The following is a 16442-nucleotide window of genomic DNA, read 5'->3' as shown; positions in this document are numbered from 1 at the left end:
TTGTTGCGGGGGTCGCCTAGCCTGGTCAACGGCGTAAGGCTCAGAACCTTATCTCTTAGGAGTTCGTGGGTTCAAATCCCACCTCCCGCATTTTTTGCTTATTTACCATCTATCTTGATCTTTATCTTGTCTTCTAATAATTGATTTAATTTCTGACCGTCTACTTTACCGCGTAGTGTTTTCATGGCTAAACCCATTAATGGTCCCATAGATCTTAATCCCTGATCTTCAATCATTTTCAAATTAGACTTTACCAACTCATCTAATATTTTATGTAATTCAGTATCTTCCATGGTATTCAACGCATTAGACTTGATTGCTTCCATAATCGTTTTTGACTTTCCACTCATTACGCTCTCAAATATCATCTCAAGTGATTCTTTTGCTATTTTTCCTTCAGTTACTAAACTAAAAGCTTCTAAAATATCGGTGGTCCTCAATAATTCTGAATCCATTCCCTGTCGTTCCAAATTTGTAATTGTACTACAAAGAGTCGAGGCCACAAAATTGGGAGATACTCTCTTGTCTTTGCATATTGTCTCAAACAGATCTAGATATTCAGAGTCAAATATCTGGGCTGAAAGTTGTTGATTTAGTTCATATTGATTTTGTAACGCTATGAGATTTTCTTCCCATGATTTTGGAATTTTATCTCTTGCTTGCTCTATCTCTATGTTGTTTACAATAATTGGCGGTATGTCTGTCTCTGGATACATCCTAGACGAACCCGGCCTTGGTCGTAGAAACACTGTTTCACCTGTGACTGTAGCAGCTCTTGTCTCTGCTGGTATTCCATTTCTTGCATCTTCAATTCGTTTTATGATAGACTCAATCACTGTGTCGAGTTTTCTCTCATTTCCAGCCAAGATGATGAACGCATCACTAGGTTTTATCTCAAGTATGCTTCTTATTTCTTGAATTTCTGACTCTTCAATACCATAGTTTGGTAGTTCGTCAGAATGAAACAGACCGCCCAAGCCAAAGAATCTGACCAGCTCGCCCAACTGTTTTCCTAATCTTATTCCCTGATATGGTTCCCATCCAAACATTCCGGCATATCCTTTGATTCTCATTGCCTTTATTGAGGAACCTTCTGAAAGAGATTTTTGGATAATTTTTGATTTACAGCTCTTGAAGATGTTTGACACATCTTTTACATCCTGCGTCTTGGATATTTTTTCAATTTTTAACGTTCTTAATTTCTCAGCAATGATTTTAAGACCATGCTGTCTTTTTGCCTCATACTCAATAACTTTTTCTAACTGATCTAATTTCTGTACGCCTTTTACTTCTATTACCGAACCACCTCCTTCTATTGACACATTAACATCTTGCCTAATTGACCCAATGCCTCTTCCTACTCTTTTTGTTGCTCGCAACATTCGACCCAAAGTCAAAGCAATATTTTTGATTTCTTCTGGTGTGCCAGATACAGGATCCAATGCAATTTCTACTAGAGGTATTCCTAATCTATCCAAACTGTATTCTCTTGTATCTTTCAAGTCTTGAAGCAGTTTTGCAGCATCTTCCTCAAGACAGATGCTCTGGACCCCTACTTTCTTACCATTGACTTCAAGATTTCCACCCATAGACACCAGCATAGTTCTTTGAAAACCTGAGGTATTGGAACCATCAATCACAAGTTTTCTCATTACATAGATTTCATTGAAAATGTTTGATTTTAATGCAGATGACATAATCAAAACAGTCTCTTTTGCATTAGGATCAAGATCATGCGGAGGCTCGTCGTCTTGTTCTACTAGACAGCTACTCTCTGGATTTGCATAATACACAATTGTCTTTTCCTTACTTTTTTCAAAAATAGCACTAGGATCAAACTCTCCTAACTCACTACTGGTTATCCTCAATTTACGTGAAAATTTAATCGGATATTCCTCTGACTCGATGGGCTTACATCTACAAAATAACTTGGCTCCGGTTGCAAGTTGTTGATGGATTTCTAATCCTACAAGAAGTCCTATTTTATCAATTTGGATTTCGGACATTTGTAATTTTATTCTCGTACTTGCTTTAAAGCTTAGTCTGAAAATTCAAGAGCAATATTCTCTTTCATCAGTTTTGTCATTTCGTCAGAATTTTCGGAATTGGCCAATGCCCACATTGTTTTTACAAGAGCTGTCTCAGGTATCATGTTTCCAAGTGGCATGACCCCTAGATTCAAAAGATCTCTTCCACTGTCATAGACGGTCATTCTTACCATTCCATCAATACATTGCGATGTCATTCCAACAAACAATCCATTTTTCTTTGCCTTTTCTATTGACTCATACATTGTTTTTCCAACATGACCAAGTCCAGTTCCTTCAATAATTATTCCCCTATATCCTGAATCTATTGCATACTCGATGATCTTGGAATCAAGGCCTGGATAATATTTTAGCAACAAGACATGATCGTCAAACTTGATCCTAGGCATGTATTCCTTTTCTGGAACATTAAACATCCTGTCTTTTTCAATACTTTTTGATTTTACAATATATGCAGGAGGGCCACCTATTGTCTTGAATGCATCTCGTCTACTAGTGTGGTTTTTTCTTACACGTGTTGCCCAGTTGCAAGCAATTTCATCATCGTTTGAACTATTATGCATTATTACAAAAATTCCTGAGGAATGTATCTCTGTCAAAAATATTGTGGCGGCAATTAGATTCAGTGCAGCATCTGATGATGGTCTATCTGATGATCTCTGTGAGCCTACAAGCGCAATTGGTTTTGGGAATCCTGCTAAAGAAAATGCTAGCGCTGATGCTGTATATTGCATAGTGTCTGTACCATGAGCCACTATGATTCCGTCATATTCTGATCTGGAATAAGAATCAAGTTTTTCTGCAATCTCTATCCAGTGGTGTGGAAGCAAATTTTCAGAATATTCTGAAAAAAGTACTTCAGTGTCTATGTTTGCAATGGTTGCAAGTTCTGGAACACTTGCATTAAGCTCTGCAGCAGTAAGAGCTGGAGTGACTGCACCAGTTCTATAATCTATCCTGCTTGCAATTGTCCCGCCTGTTGATAAGAGGAGAATTTTTGGAAGTTTTGAATTCGACTGTGAATTGTATGTTGTTTCTTTTTTTATTACAGGTGCTGCTTCCATCTCTATTTTTTTTATCTTATCAAGTTCTAACCCTATGTTGTATCCGCTTTTCAATTTTAAAACAATGTGGTGGTCATCACTGTGTTCATATCTTGGCATTATGACCCCCGAGTAAACTGAATCTGCGTGAATCTTTACCTGACTTCCTATCGCTATCTTATTACTTGTAAGAAATTCAAGTCCTTTACCCCTGTATCCAAATTGTGACATCTGATAGAACTAGAAAAGTTATTTTATTAAAATTACCGGAAAGCTAAAGGAATCCATACTTAAATCGAGAGTCATGATATAGAAAATATGGACAAAAGCATGGATGTGTACGAAAAGTTCCTCAAGTCAGAGGCTACAAGCGCACTTATCTTCATTATTTCAACAGATTTCTAAAATGGGCCTGTGGAACAGGATGGAACAAGTAGGTTCAGAGTCATCAATTAATTTTATTGTGTCAATTCTATGATATCTTTAGAACGGATGATAGCTTTTGCAGCCTCTTTTGGCATGGACTTTGGAAACAAAATCTCAAAGCCTACTACATGACCCTTATCATCCAAATCAACAAACCTGTCTTCTCCCAAGGATATTGTCTCCTTGATGTGTTTTTTACTTGGAGCCAATCTCACGTATAACGCATTAGCTTTCTTATCGTATTTTACTAAAGCCATTTCTAGTCTTACTATGATTAATGAAATTATCTACTATTATAATATACTAAAAGTTAATACCACTGTTTGTACCTAACCTAAGACAGGTGAGTAAAGTCTACTAGGCAACTAGTAGGATCTGAGCTGAAAGGTAGATGCCTGTGGAACAGGATGGAACAAGTAAGTTCAGAGTCACCAATTAATTCTATTATGCCAATCCCACTGATCTTTGTGTTTTATCTTTCCCTTGATTAGATCATAATACTTGTTATCCAGTCTTTCAGACTTGGCAAAGATGCTTCCTGCTATATAATCAGCAATTTGCAGACAAACATCATTCCTAGAATCAGAATGTTTGATTTTTACTATGATGTCTCCTTTGAACTGTCTGTCTTTCTTCACAAAAGAGATTTTCTCCTCACAATATCTGTTAAAATGTTTTATTGCTTTTTCAGACAGGCTTCGGTCTATGGTATAATGAATCTCATTGTATGGTACCCATGGTTTTAGGTATGAATTGACGATAGTATTGATTACATAATTCACAGCTAGATAGTTGTATAATGCAGACTGACTTTCTTTCAAATTCTCCTTTACGCTATCTTTCATAATTACCACGGTGCCTATGGAAAGATCAAATGTCTTGATCTTTCCAAGTAATCTTTGACGAGTTGTATGATCATCATTTGAAAATTTGAATTCTTCAGCCTTGCCTCTAATTCTGCGTCTAGTGTTTGTATTTTTTAATAATCGTCTAACTTTGTTGCGAATGAATATTGGAACATCATTTATCATGATTACATAACTTAGGACAAAAGATTTGGTAGAAGTTTTAGAAAACCCGAGATCTCCGGCTTCATCTACAAATACATTGACTACTGGCAAATCAATGCTGGAGTGGTCTAAAATTACTTAAGGGTTTTTGCAGTTTAGTATGATTTTTCCTAAGTTTAAATTACCTATAGTATGGAACTGCGACTTTTTCGCCTATCTTTAATTCCTTTTGTGTCTTTACTTTTCTCACTGCCTCTTCAAAATGTCTCATGGTTACCTTTGCCTCTGCAGCCTGTTTTTCAGCTTCTTTTTGATCAGGATACTTGTCAAGAAACTCGTGTATTACAAGTGATACTGCAGTGTTTGCTATTGATGCCACATCTGCACCACTCATTCCATCGGTTGCTTCTGCAATTTTATCAATGTCTACAAAGTCTGGATTCTTTATGCCATTTGCCATTGATTCTCTTATTACCGGAATCTCCTTTGTATTTATAGCCAAAATCTTTTTCCTTCCTTCCTTGTCTGGTAATGGAACAAGTATTATCTTATCAAATCTGCCAGGTCTTAGCAATGCGGTATCTATCATGTCTGCTCTGTTGGTTGCAGCAAGTACTACAACTCCGTGCAAACTCTCTATACCGTCTAATTCTGTCAAAAGCTGGCTTACTACTCTTTCTGTCACTGCCGTCTCTCCTCCAACTCCGCGTATTGGTGCAATAGAATCGATCTCATCGAAAAATATTACACATGGTGATGCCTGTCTTGCTCGCCTAAATATTTCTCTTATTCCGCGTTCTGATTCTCCAACCCATTTTGATAGTAACTCTGGTCCCCTCACAGAAATAAAATTGGCCTCACTTTCAGTTGCAACAGCTTTTGCCATTAGGGTTTTTCCAGTTCCACTGGGACCATGTAACAATATTCCTCTTGGCATTCTATGTCCCAGCTTTGAGTATAGAGTAGGATATTTCATTGGCCATTCTACAGCTTCTTGCAGCTCTCTCTTTACATTTTCAAGTCCGCCGACTTCATCCCAACTTACATCGGGATTCTCAATGAACACTTCACGCATTCCTGATGGAGTAACTTCTCTTATGGCATTTTGAAAATCGTCACCGTTGACTACTAATTTGTCAAGTGTTTCTGGTGGAAGCTTTTCGTCTTCCAGATTCAGTTCGGGGAGTAATCTTCTAAGACACTTCATAGCAGCTTCTTTACATAAATACTCTAAATCAGCTCCAACATAGCCGTGGCTTATTGAAGCAATCTTGTCTACATTGACATCGTCACTTAGTGGCATATTTCTTGTATGTATCATCAAGATGTCTTTTCTACCCTTTTTGTCTGGTACCTTGATCTCAATCTCTCTATCGAATCTTCCAGGTCTTCTAAGAGCTGGATCAATTGCATTTGGCCTGTTGGTTGCAGAGATGACAATTACTTTTCCTCTAGCCTCTAGACCGTCCATTAGTGATAGCAGTTGAGAAACCACTCTTCTTTCTACCTCTCCAGTAACTTCTTCTCTTTTTGGAGCTATCGAATCAATTTCATCAATAAATATGATGGATGGTGATTTCTCTTTTGCTTCCTTGAAAATCTCTCTGAGTCTAGCTTCACTTTCACCATAAAACTTGCTCATTATCTCTGGTCCTGATATGCTAATGAAATGTGCATTGCTTTCATTTGCGACCGCCTTTGCCAGCAATGTTTTACCAGTTCCTGGAGGTCCATACAATAATACTCCTTTTGGAGCTTCAATTCCAAGTTTTTCAAAAATTTCTGGGTGTCTTAGTGGAAGTTCTATCATTTCTCTAACTTTCTTAATTTCATCCGTTAATCCTCCAATGTCTTCATAGGTTACTTGTGGTACACCACGAAGAGTTTCTCCTTTTTCTGCAATGTGGAATACTGTCTTTTGTGTGACAAGTACAGCATCAGCTGCTGGTGTAACACCAATAACTTGAAAAGTTAGTCTTCCTCCAAAATACGGCACCATCACATTATCTCCTTTTATCAATGGAACACTTTCCAGTGCATCAGCAAGATACCTTTCATCAATCGGTGGTATTGCCTCTAATGGGGCAACCACTACTTTCTCAGCAGCCACTGCTTTTATCTTTCTGACAGCAACGGTGTCACCTATTGCAATTCCTGCATTATTTCTAACTAGACCGTCTACTCTGATAATCCCTTTTCCTTCATCCGAAGGATAAAGCGGTAAGCACTTGGCTACGGTTCTTCGTTTTCCTTTGATTTCAATAACATCTCCTGTTGAAGCCCCAAGTGAATCCATGGAATCATAATCAATACGTGCCACTCCTCTCCCTACATCACGAGTATAAGCCTCAAGTACCTTAAGGGAAAGTGTGTTCTGGCTCACAGATTTAGCACCCTCAAACTAATTTTTATACCTTTGTCGTCTTTGATCCTGAACAAAGGATCAGAAGATTAAAATTTACAAGATAAACCAAAACCGGTACTTTGGGTAAGAGACCATTAGTAAGAAGACGAGGTAGAGGTGGAATGCAATTCCGTGCAGCTTCTACTGGAAAGTTACTTCCAGCCAAGTATCCTCGATTCCAATTGGCAGAACAGCACGAGGCCAAAGTAGTCGACATTGTTCATGAGACAGGAAGGGATGCGCCTCTAGCTAAAGTTAGATTTGAGACCGGCTTATTCTCTTTTGTTCCATCTGTTCTTGGTACTAAAATTGGTTCTAAATTTCAATTTGGTTTAAAGTCTGATATTTCTCCGGGTAACGTTATCAGTGTCCAAAATATCCCTGATGGTACCATAGTATGCAATGTGGAGAAGCATTTTGGTGATGGCGGAGCAATAGTAAAATCTGCTGGAACATATGCAACAGTTTTCTCACATAGCTCTGAAGGTGTAACAATAAAACTACCATCTGGAAAATTCACGACCCTTAACCCACAGAACCGTGCAATGATAGGAGTTCTTGCTGGAGGAGGTGTTGGAGATAGACCATTCATGCGAGCAGGACCTGCATGGAGAAGAAAGCGTTCAAAGGGACACAAGTATCCAATAGTAAGAGGTGTTGCACAAGCTGTATACGTTCACCCACATGGTGGTGGAAGACATCAACATGTTGGAAGAAGTTCTACAGTTTCACGAAACGCCCCGCCTGGACGTAAGGTTGGAAGCATTGCCGCTAGAAAGACTGGACGATCCAGAATGAAAGAACGAGCATAATTCCTCAAGACTAAATACTAGTTTTAGAAAATAAATATTCATGAATTTAAAGAGAGTTCATCTTTTGGTAGAAGGGAGAGTACAAGGTGTTTACTTTCGTCAAGGGATGATGGAGACTGCTGAAAAAAATAATGTCCTGGGCTGGGTCCGAAATCTTCAAGATGATAGGGTAGAAGCCATCTTGGAAGGAAATGATTCAAACGTAGATGCTGTAGTGGAATGGGCCAGGTTTGGACCTGCTGGTGCAGTTGTAAAAGAATTAACAGTTACTGAAGAAAGATACGTTGGGGAATTCACTAATTTCATGATTCATTATCAATGAATGCTAGTATATGCATTCAAAAGAAGTTTCTTGATTTCATCGAGATTGTCATCTAGTTTTATCTGTATTTCCTTTTCTGGCTCCTTTCTATCTTTTTTGATCTTTATGATGATGGAATCTCGTTGTGGTTCAATGTCTGCAAAACTTCGGAATTTAATTGATTTTGCAAATACAATCCGGTGCATACGAATGTCCTCGATTACATTTTTTCCAAGAGTCAAACAATATCTACGAAGTTCATCAAATAGAGTAGCTACACCTGAAGGCATATTTGATCTAAATTCGTCATAAGTTCTTTTCTTTCCTGAAACTAATCCTTCCACGTTGTTCCTCTTTGATTTAAGAATATTAAGGTAGTAGATCCGCTAGTTCCAGTCTAAACAAGCGGTCTCATCTCAAGTCAAGCAAGATCCGCCACGTAGACGAAGCAGCGTGGATGCTCTACCTTAGGATTGCTCCCTCCCGGACCTCATCCCTTTCGGCAGTTAGAACTTGAGAGTCATCCCTTCGGATAACTTCAGTCCTGTATCCACCCGCTTCGGCGTGATTTCATATCCGCAAGTCCTGCGAGTACCGTCTATCTAGAGATTTATCCAGCAGTTACTGGTCTCTGCATATAGCCGGTTTCAGAGATAGGGCACGGCTAGCGCCCCAACCCTACCTACTACCGAATTTATTGTAATACAAGTTCTTTATCTGCATTAGGATTTAGTTCAATCGTAGATTGGCTAATGTACTACAGACAGAGCATATGTCTCCTGTGCATTCGCTACCACACTCTGAACACGTTTTCCATTCTGAATTGTTGGAGTCTTTGAGGGTGGACGAGATCTTCAAAATTGACTTGAACATGTTATTTTTGATTCCACTATGGGTCTTTTCTAGGGAATTTAAAAAATTACGAATTTCTGTTCTAATTCCTTCATTCATGTGAGGGCATTCTTCTGACTGGAATGGAATTTCGTTTGTGAACGCATAGAAGATAATCTCATTTTCATAAATCTCATAGAACGGTTTTATTTTTCGTATCTTGTTTTCCGAAGTATCAGGATCCATCCAACCAATTTTTTTTGTATCGCCTGAAATAATGTTGATAATAAACGTCTGTAACATATCGTCCAGATTGTGACCTGTTGCTATTACATCAACTTTTAGATCAATGGCGCCAAAATCTATTGCCCTTCTTCTTAATACGCCACATATGGAACACGATGAAGTTTTTTCATTGCTTCTATGTTCTAATGTCTGTTCTAACGTTGCACCAAAAAGAGAATTGTATGGATATACCTTGTGTTCCACATCAATTTTTCTACAAAACTCTTCTACAATCTTAAGAGCTTCATCTCGGTATCCTGGAATTCCTTCATCAACTGTAATAGCTTTTAATGTAAAATGGTGATCTAGGGAAATTTCTTTTAGTATCTGTAACAATGAAAGAGAATCCTTTCCGCCTGATACTGCAACACCCACTACATCGCCAGGTTTTATCATGTTGTACTTGGTCATTGTTTTTGTAGTTTTGTGTACGATTGATCTTGAAAAGCAACTGGAACAAAGATTCTCTCCGGAATACTTTCTTGAATAAGCAGCTACATTTTCACAACGATCGCATTTCATGGTAAAATTCTTCCTGTGTTATTGTATGGTCTCATACTTGCCATTTTTCCTTGTCTTGTAAATAATATCTGGCTTTGGAAATATTCCAACCTCGATAACGCCTGGAATTCCTATTATTTTTGATGCTAGTTCTTTTGGATTCTGTATTTGGCCAAAGTTACAATCCAGTATGATGTTTCCATTTTCAGTCACAAATGGATATCCACGCTCTAACAATCTGAGGTGTGGTATTCCTCCGTATTCTCTTATTTGTTTATCAGCTGTATTTCTTGCAAATGGGTGCACCTCTACAGGTACACTTCGATCAAGTTTTTTGACAAATTTTGATTCATCCGCCACTATCACAACCTTTTTTGCAATGCTTATCAGAATTTTCTCTCGTAAAAGAGCACCCCCTCCACCCTTGATCATGTTTCCTTTTACGTCTATTTGATCTGCCCCGTCAAAGACCAAATCTATGTGATTAATCTGATCTGCATCTATTATTGGAATTCCACCCTTTTCTGCCTCTATCTTGATCTGCAGCGATGTAGGTATTGCCTTGACAAAAAATTTATTCTTTTTAATGTATTGTGATAATAGCTTCACTATTACAGTTGCCGCTCTTCCACTTCCAAGACCTATAACAAAATTGTTTTTGATCATTTTTAGTGCCTGTGGTGATAATGCCTCAATGGCATCATCTACTGTCAATTATTCTACCTCTACTTGTTCTAGCTTTGATAATGCCTTCATTATTTCGCTTTTTATCTTGTCCAAATCCTTGTCATCATCTTCCAGCTTTTCTTCTTCTGGTATCTTGATTGCTGCTGGAAGCTGTATCTTTCTTTCTGATTCCTGTTGTATTGATTCTGGCTTTGGTATTTCTGGCAAAATCTCTTCTGTTATACCATGTGTGTTAGGATGAGGAACTTGTATTGGCTCTTCAACTAGTATTGGTTCAATGATTACTTGAGGAACCTGCGGTTCAATTTGTGCAGGTCTGATAAGATCAGCGGGGAACTGTGGAATCTTACTTGTGATCTCTGTTAAGGTACTCAATTCTACCGTTCTGTGTTTTTCATGTGTTGGAACTTCAATTGGGGGTAACCACTCGGATGTTCTTTCTGACTTTACTGTTGTCTTCTCTTGAATCTCAATTTTTTCTTTTTGAATCTCTATTTTTGGCTCTATTTTCCTGACCTGAGTACTTTCTAGTATTGTCTCCATAGGTTTTTCCACTTGTTTAGGTTGAGTAATTGTATTTACTGTGATCTTCGAAGAAATCTCATGCAATCGTTGATCTAACTGTGAAAGTTTGTTGTCCATTAGTGAAATCAAACTATCTCCAACTTGGCCTAAATCTGGATACTTGCTTGCAACTTCAAGTTTTTCAATCTTGGTAATGACTGTTCCAAGTTGATGTTGATAACGAAGCAAAAGCTTGTCTTTTTGTATTTTTGTAACATCTGATTCTTGTTGGTGAAGCCTTGTAATGGTTTTTGAGAGTATTTCCTTTTCCATTCTTAGTGAATGTAATTGATTTGTTATTGCAGAATTAATAGTTGGAGTTTGTTTATTGCGTTTTATCTTTGGAATCTTGTCGAGTGCAACTGCCGTACATGCGCCTGCAAGAGAGCTAAAAACTAGCGCTATTTCTTCCATTTAGGTATACCATTTGATCCAGTTGTATTTTCTTATCTTAGCCTCAGGATAACCACAACTAGCACATCTTTTGTGTCGTATGTGGTATGCATTCTTTCCACACCTTCTACATCTGATGTGTACGTGTTTTCTTGTATAGCCTCCCATTGAGGTAGTACCTTTAGTCATAATACACTCACTTTGGTGGAGGGGATATGATAACTACGTTGTCTCCTCTGACAACTATGGTTCCAAGGCTTTTTGTCTCTCCTTCAGAAGGAATCTCTTCTGAAGATTCAAGTAGCAGGTTCATGTGTTGGTCAAAACCATGAAGGTTGCCTCTTATCACTTTACCGCCTTTCAGCTTGATAAGCACAACCTTGTTTAGGCTTTCATCAAGTACTTTTACTGCCATATCTACTGACATTTATTTCACTTATTACCCACTCTATGGAGGGTATATATTAAAATTTCATTGGTGAATTTTTCGACCTGTTCCAGTAAGGCAAGTTTGACTCGCTTTTACCAAATTTGTAATTATTTCCTTTAGAATCATTTTTCCATCCTTGGCTGTGGCCGTAGTGGGATCTCCCCAGACACCATTCTTTGTTACTGCAATAAATGACCTGTTTGCCTTCTTGCCTAGTCGACTCAATTCAGCCTTTGACAAGTTACCCGGAATGAATCCTTTTTCAGCCTTGTTCATCTGTACTTTGTCTGATATTGCTAACATGATGGATGTTTCAACAAATCCTGCATGATCAAACTCCTCTCTCATAAAATGCCAGTATGAATAAACTAAGATGTGCTGTTTGACACCGGTTTTCTTGGAAACTTTGCCTGGTAGTTTTTTTAATGCGTCTAGATTTCCATGGTGCCCATTCAGGATTATGACTGTATCGACATGGTTTTTTGACAATGAAACACACAACTCAATCAGAATCTTCTCTAAAGTAGGACTTGATAGACTCAGGTTGAAGAATGGATGATGTTCAAAAGAAACTCCATATTGAAGGGTAGGCAGTAACAAAAATCCATTTTTTTCTGATACCTGTCTTGCTATGTGTGACACTATGTCAGAATCAGTGGATATGGGAAGATGAGGACCATGTTGCTCAATTGATCCGACTGGAATTAATGCAACTGATCCACTCCTTGCTATTTTGAGAATATCTGTATTTGTGAGGTCTCTTATTATCATCTAGATCTCTTGGGTTTAACATGTACTTTACCCCAATATACCTCTAATCTTCCATCGAGATGCATTTTTACAGCTTCTAGTAATGTACTAGCTTCTAACTTCTGTCCTTTCTTTTTCAATGACTCTAAAGTTTCATCTTCATCTATGGCAAAAGCATCTTGGAAAATTATGGGACCTTGATCCAAATCTTCAGTCACATAATGTGCGGTACATCCTACAATTTTTGCTCCTCGCTCATATGCTTGAACATAAGCAAAAGCGCCAGGAAATGCAGGCAAAAGGGATGGATGTATGTTGATGACTCTGTTTGGATATCTCCATACGAAGTTAGGGGAAAGTATTCGCATGTATCTTGCAAGTACTATTAAATCAACATTAAATTTTTTTATGACAGAAATTATTTTCTGTTCTGCCTTTGCCTGATCCTTTTCATTTATCATGATAAATGGAATATTAGCCTTTTTTGCTAAAGATTCTAAAGTATTTTCAGTGCCTATTAGTACCACGATCTCTCCTTTGATCTTACCCTTCATCCTTGCATCTAGAATAGCTTCAAGACAATGAGGTTCTTTTGTTACAAGCACTGCCACTCTTTTTCTTTTTGATACTTCATAGTGAATATTGACTTCCATTCTGAGATTCTTTGCCAAGATCTCAGCTTCTTTACTGAATTTCTTTACATCCAGTTTTTTTGTAAAGGATGCTTCTAGATACATTCCAAAAAGTCCCTTTACTACATTTTGATTAATTTTCTCTATGTTTCCATTATTTTGAAAAATGAAATTAGTAAAACCTGCTACTACGCCTTCATGGTCTTTTCCAACTATAACAAGTTCTACAGTCGTCTTATCCATTCTAATTGTTAGACGTACTGCACTTATTAATACTTAAATAGCCTTTTGGAATATGACGTATTGTAAGAATGCTAGTCCAACTAGATATTGTAATTCTGTAATGTGTTGTTGAATGGAAGTTTTTCAAATTTTAATTTAAATGAGGAAGAATGATGGATAAACAAAAAACTTCTCACAGATCCCATAATAGAGGAAATAGTTATGATCACAATAATCCTATAAAAATTTGTAAAGTGTGCTCTACGATAGGTGACTGGCATTGTTACGAATGCTCGAATAACTTTTGTAGTGTTCATTTTCGCAATCATAAAGAAATGCAGCTTTGTATAGTTCAATAAATGCGGGAGGTGGGATTTGAACCCACGAACTCCTAAAAGACAGGGTCCTAAGCCCTGCGCCTTTGACCAGGCTTGGCAACTCCCGCATGCACCATGACTTTTAAGACAAATTTATCTATTGTTGATGGTGCGTATGGCGAAATTATTTGGAACTAATGGTGTCAGGGGAGTATTTGGAGAAGATCTCACCCTTGATTTTATATCAAAAATTACTCTGTCAATTGCAAGTTTTTTCAAAAAAGGACCAATTTTAGTGGGTTATGATGGACGAGAATCAAGTGTAGTAATATCAAAAATAGTAACTGCAGCACTGAGCTCACTAGGTCTCGATTCTGCAGTATGTGGCCTAGTTCCTACCCCGTGTTTACAATTTGCCACAAAAAAACTTGGATATAATGGAGGAATTATGATAACTGCATCACATAACCCACCAAAGTATAATGGGCTAAAGGTTGTTGCAAAGGACGGCATTGAAATTTCAAGAGAAGATGAGCTCAAAGTAGAAGAATTTTACTTTACGAAAAAATGGACGATCTCAAAGAAGTTTGGCTTGATTAAAAAGGAATCAAATGCTGTACATACATATCTTTCTGGAATTAAAAAACAAGTTAATTCAAGTAAAATTAAATCACAAAATCTCAAGATAGTGCTAGATCTTGGTAATGGAGCTCAGGCAGTAACGGCTCCTATTCTATGTAAGGAATTTGGATGTGAGACAATCCTAATCAATGAAAAAATAGATGGTACTTTTCCAGGCAGAGGATCAGAACCAACACCCCAAAATTTGGACAAACTTTCAAGTATGATAATAAAATCAAAAGCTGATCTTGGTATAGCATTTGATGGAGATGGTGATAGAAGTATTTTTTGCGATGAGACAGGAAAAATTCTCACGGGTGATAGGTCTGCATTACTTTTATCTAAATACATTCTAAAAAAACAACCAAAATCCACGATAGTTACATCTGTTAATTCCACATTTGTAATAGAAAAAATTGCAAAGGACTCGGAATCACAAGTTTTACGAACCAAAGTGGGTAGTGTTGAGGTTTCACGCAAAATGGTGAAAGAAAATGCAATTATTGGTTTTGAAGAAAATGGTGGTTTTATGTATGGTAAACATAATCAGGTCAGAGATGGCTCTATGACTATGGCCATCTTACTTGATCTTCTAGCAAGTAGCAAAAATTCTTTATCAAAAGAAATGGGTATGCTACCTCCATCTTTTACCACGAAAGGAAAAATAGAATGTTCAAAAGATGATTTTAAAAAAATAGTTAAAATTCTAAAAACAGAACCTTACAAAAAAGATCTTATTGATGGAATTAAATTATCATTAGATGACTCTAGTTGGATAATGGTACGGTTGAGTGGTACTGAACCAATAGCCAGAATTTATGCTGAATCGTACTCTCAATCTAAATTAGATGAAATTTTTGCAAAATACTTGCAAAAGGTAAAGACCACACTTGACAGATAACACTTTTAAAACCAATTGAAAAGACAGAAAGAATGGAAATGATCCCAATGGGTGATACATCTGGCTAAGGCTTATTATGTTAAGTTTCAGGTGCCCACTGACTTGGTTAGCCCAATTTATGAGGCCGTAAGAGTCGCACATCAAAGTGGTAAAGTAAAGAAAGGTACCAATGAAGTTACAAAAGCAATCGAAAGAGGAATAAGTAAACTGGTGATTATTGCAGAAGATGTAGAACCACCAGAGGTAGTTGCTCACCTTCCTATACTGTGTGAGGAACACGGAATTCCATATGGTTTTGTTCCAAGTAGACAAGATCTTGGCAAGTCTTTGGGAATTGATGTTACCTCTGCTGCTGCTGCGATACTAGATTCTGGAGATGCTCAACACATTGTAGACCAAATTGTGGCATCGTTATCGCAGATAAAAGGCGGTCAAGCTAGCAAATGAGTACTGAAGTTCCTACCTCTGCCGAAGTTATACAAATAGTGGGAAGGACCGGAATTGCTGGTGAAGTTATTCAGGTTAGAGTAAAGATACTAGATGGTAAAGACAGAGGAAGAATTCTAACAAGAAATGTAAAAGGTTCTGTAAGAATGTCTGACATTCTAATATTGAGAGAAACAGAACGTGAAGCGAGAAAGATAAAGTGATAAAAATTGAGTGTTCTAGTCAAGCCTTGTAGTTTTTGTAATAGACCTGTAGCAAAGGGTTCTGGTACCATGCTTGTAAAAAATGACGGTTCAGTGTTTTGGTTTTGTTCTTCAAAGTGCAAAAAGAACATGCTAGTCCTAAAGCGTGATCCCAGAAGACTCAAGTGGACTAATAAATATGTCAAGGGCGGAATAAAGGTCAAAAAATAAAATGACTGAACAGACGTTATTCATTGTAAAGCCCGACGGTGTAGAAAGAAAACTAGTTGGTGATATTATCTCTAGATTTGAACACAGGGGATTTAATATTTTGAAATTGAAAATGTTTACTTTTACAAAACAAATGGCAGAAGAATTCTATTCAGTACATAACACAAAGCCATTCTTTGGAGAATTGGTTTCTTTTATTACTTCAGGAAGTGTGGTTGCAGCTATTGTAGAAGGAAATAATGCAATTGCAACAACTAGACTAATGATAGGCTCAACCAAATCATTTGATGCTGCACCGGGAACAATACGAGGAGACTTTGGACTGGGCATCTCTGATAATATCATACATGCTTCTGACTCTAAGGAAAGTTTTGAAAAAGAAATAGCTGTGGTATTCAAGTGAA

The 16442-nt window shown here is 37.5% G+C and carries 20 protein-coding genes, 2 tRNA genes and 1 other RNA gene; 8 read left to right on the top strand and 15 right to left on the bottom strand.

Annotation, left to right across the window (positions count from 1 at the left end):
- Positions 1-5: 5 nt before the first annotated feature.
- Positions 6-90: transfer RNA gene (locus BQ3481_RS07790), tRNA-Leu, on the top strand.
- A gap of 8 nt (positions 91-98) precedes the next feature.
- On the opposite strand, the gene gatE is transcribed toward BQ3481_RS07790, so the two are convergent.
- The 5 genes from gatE to BQ3481_RS07765 form a co-directional block, all read right to left on the bottom strand.
- Positions 99-2006 (bottom strand): Glu-tRNA(Gln) amidotransferase subunit GatE, encoded by a 1908-nt coding sequence (gatE, locus tag BQ3481_RS07785; protein WP_157927755.1) that lies wholly within the window; start codon positions 2004-2006, stop codon positions 99-101.
- Positions 2007-2038: 32 nt separating this feature from the next.
- Positions 2039-3322, bottom strand: coding sequence for a Glu-tRNA(Gln) amidotransferase subunit GatD (gatD, locus tag BQ3481_RS07780; RefSeq protein ID WP_157927754.1), 1284 nt, complete (start codon positions 3320-3322; stop codon positions 2039-2041).
- A 227-nt stretch (positions 3323-3549) separates the two neighbouring features.
- The gene (locus tag BQ3481_RS07775) at positions 3550-3774 is read right to left on the bottom strand and encodes a DUF2283 domain-containing protein (protein WP_157927753.1); all 225 of its coding nucleotides are present in this window, start codon (positions 3772-3774) and stop codon (positions 3550-3552) included.
- Between the two features lie 171 nt (positions 3775-3945).
- Positions 3946-4638 carry a DUF3800 domain-containing protein gene (locus tag BQ3481_RS07770; RefSeq protein ID WP_157927752.1) on the bottom strand — a complete coding sequence of 231 codons (693 nt, stop codon included), beginning with the start codon at positions 4636-4638 and terminating at the stop codon, positions 3946-3948.
- A 70-nt stretch (positions 4639-4708) separates the two neighbouring features.
- Positions 4709-6910 (bottom strand): CDC48 family AAA ATPase, encoded by a 2202-nt coding sequence (locus BQ3481_RS07765; protein ID WP_157927751.1) that lies wholly within the window; start codon positions 6908-6910, stop codon positions 4709-4711.
- A 101-nt stretch (positions 6911-7011) separates the two neighbouring features.
- Here BQ3481_RS07765 and BQ3481_RS07760 point away from each other — a divergent pair, with 101 nt between their 5' ends.
- Together BQ3481_RS07760 and BQ3481_RS07755 are read left to right on the top strand one after the other, a co-directional pair.
- The gene (locus BQ3481_RS07760) at positions 7012-7743 is read left to right on the top strand and encodes a 50S ribosomal protein L2 (RefSeq protein WP_157927750.1); all 732 of its coding nucleotides are present in this window, start codon (positions 7012-7014) and stop codon (positions 7741-7743) included.
- 40 nt (positions 7744-7783) lie between these two features.
- Positions 7784-8065 carry an acylphosphatase gene (locus BQ3481_RS07755; protein ID WP_157927749.1) on the top strand — a complete coding sequence of 94 codons (282 nt, stop codon included), beginning with the start codon at positions 7784-7786 and terminating at the stop codon, positions 8063-8065.
- Here BQ3481_RS07755 and BQ3481_RS07750 read toward each other — a convergent pair.
- The 10 genes from BQ3481_RS07750 to BQ3481_RS07705 all read right to left on the bottom strand — a co-directional run bounded on the left by BQ3481_RS07750 (position 8059) and on the right by BQ3481_RS07705 (position 13784).
- Positions 8059-8388 (bottom strand): hypothetical protein, encoded by a 330-nt coding sequence (locus BQ3481_RS07750; protein ID WP_157927748.1) that lies wholly within the window; start codon positions 8386-8388, stop codon positions 8059-8061. The two genes, BQ3481_RS07755 and BQ3481_RS07750, sit on opposite strands and share 7 nt — an antisense overlap.
- Before the next feature lie 31 nt (positions 8389-8419).
- Positions 8420-8732: signal recognition particle sRNA (gene ffs / locus BQ3481_RS07745), an RNA gene on the bottom strand.
- Between the two features lie 41 nt (positions 8733-8773).
- The gene (locus BQ3481_RS07740; protein WP_157927747.1) at positions 8774-9682 is read right to left on the bottom strand and encodes a TIGR00269 family protein; all 909 of its coding nucleotides are present in this window, start codon (positions 9680-9682) and stop codon (positions 8774-8776) included.
- 18 nt (positions 9683-9700) lie between these two features.
- Positions 9701-10375 (bottom strand): ribose-5-phosphate isomerase RpiA, encoded by a 675-nt coding sequence (gene rpiA, locus BQ3481_RS07735; RefSeq protein ID WP_157927746.1) that lies wholly within the window; start codon positions 10373-10375, stop codon positions 9701-9703.
- Positions 10376-11326 carry a hypothetical protein gene (locus BQ3481_RS07730; protein WP_157927745.1) on the bottom strand — a complete coding sequence of 317 codons (951 nt, stop codon included), beginning with the start codon at positions 11324-11326 and terminating at the stop codon, positions 10376-10378.
- Positions 11327-11494 carry a 50S ribosomal protein L37e gene (locus BQ3481_RS07725; RefSeq protein WP_157927744.1) on the bottom strand — a complete coding sequence of 56 codons (168 nt, stop codon included), beginning with the start codon at positions 11492-11494 and terminating at the stop codon, positions 11327-11329.
- Positions 11495-11501: 7 nt separating this feature from the next.
- Positions 11502-11732, bottom strand: a complete 231-nt coding sequence (locus BQ3481_RS07720) for an LSm family protein (protein ID WP_101009335.1) — start codon at positions 11730-11732, stop codon at positions 11502-11504.
- A gap of 45 nt (positions 11733-11777) precedes the next feature.
- Positions 11778-12506: a creatininase family protein gene (locus BQ3481_RS07715; protein WP_173848090.1), complete on the bottom strand. Its 729-nt coding sequence runs from the start codon at positions 12504-12506 to the stop codon at positions 11778-11780.
- Positions 12503-13360 (bottom strand): phosphoribosylglycinamide formyltransferase, encoded by an 858-nt coding sequence (gene purN / locus BQ3481_RS07710; protein WP_157927743.1) that lies wholly within the window; start codon positions 13358-13360, stop codon positions 12503-12505. Before purN ends, BQ3481_RS07715 begins: the two co-directional genes overlap by 4 nt.
- A gap of 339 nt (positions 13361-13699) precedes the next feature.
- A tRNA-Leu gene (locus BQ3481_RS07705) sits at positions 13700-13784 on the bottom strand.
- A 38-nt stretch (positions 13785-13822) separates the two neighbouring features.
- Between BQ3481_RS07705 and glmM the strand changes: the two genes are divergently transcribed.
- From glmM to ndk, 5 genes are read left to right on the top strand one after another with little or no spacing between them, the layout of a single operon-like run.
- Complete coding sequence (glmM, locus tag BQ3481_RS07700) at positions 13823-15178, top strand: phosphoglucosamine mutase (protein WP_231911763.1); 1356 nt, start codon at positions 13823-13825, stop codon at positions 15176-15178.
- Positions 15179-15238: 60 nt separating this feature from the next.
- On the top strand, positions 15239-15625 hold the full coding sequence (gene rpl7ae / locus BQ3481_RS07695; RefSeq protein WP_157928517.1) for a 50S ribosomal protein L7Ae: 387 nt from the start codon (positions 15239-15241) through the stop codon (positions 15623-15625).
- A complete protein-coding gene (locus BQ3481_RS07690; protein ID WP_101477902.1) occupies positions 15622-15828 on the top strand; it encodes a 30S ribosomal protein S28e in 207 nt (68 codons plus the stop codon). The genes rpl7ae and BQ3481_RS07690 overlap by 4 nt, the downstream gene beginning before the upstream one ends.
- 6 nt (positions 15829-15834) lie before the next feature.
- Positions 15835-16038 carry a 50S ribosomal protein L24e gene (locus BQ3481_RS07685; RefSeq protein ID WP_148694572.1) on the top strand — a complete coding sequence of 68 codons (204 nt, stop codon included), beginning with the start codon at positions 15835-15837 and terminating at the stop codon, positions 16036-16038.
- Between the two features lies 1 nt (position 16039).
- Entirely contained in the window at positions 16040-16441 is a 402-nt protein-coding gene (ndk, locus tag BQ3481_RS07680) for a nucleoside-diphosphate kinase (RefSeq protein WP_157927742.1), read from the top strand.
- Position 16442: the final 1 nt, after the last annotated feature.

Source organism: Candidatus Nitrosotalea okcheonensis, from assembly GCF_900177045.1.
Lineage (GTDB): Archaea > Thermoproteota > Nitrososphaeria > Nitrososphaerales > Nitrosopumilaceae > Nitrosotalea > Nitrosotalea okcheonensis.
Note: the sequence above shows the minus strand (reverse complement) of the source record. Positions and strands in the feature narration are given on the sequence as shown.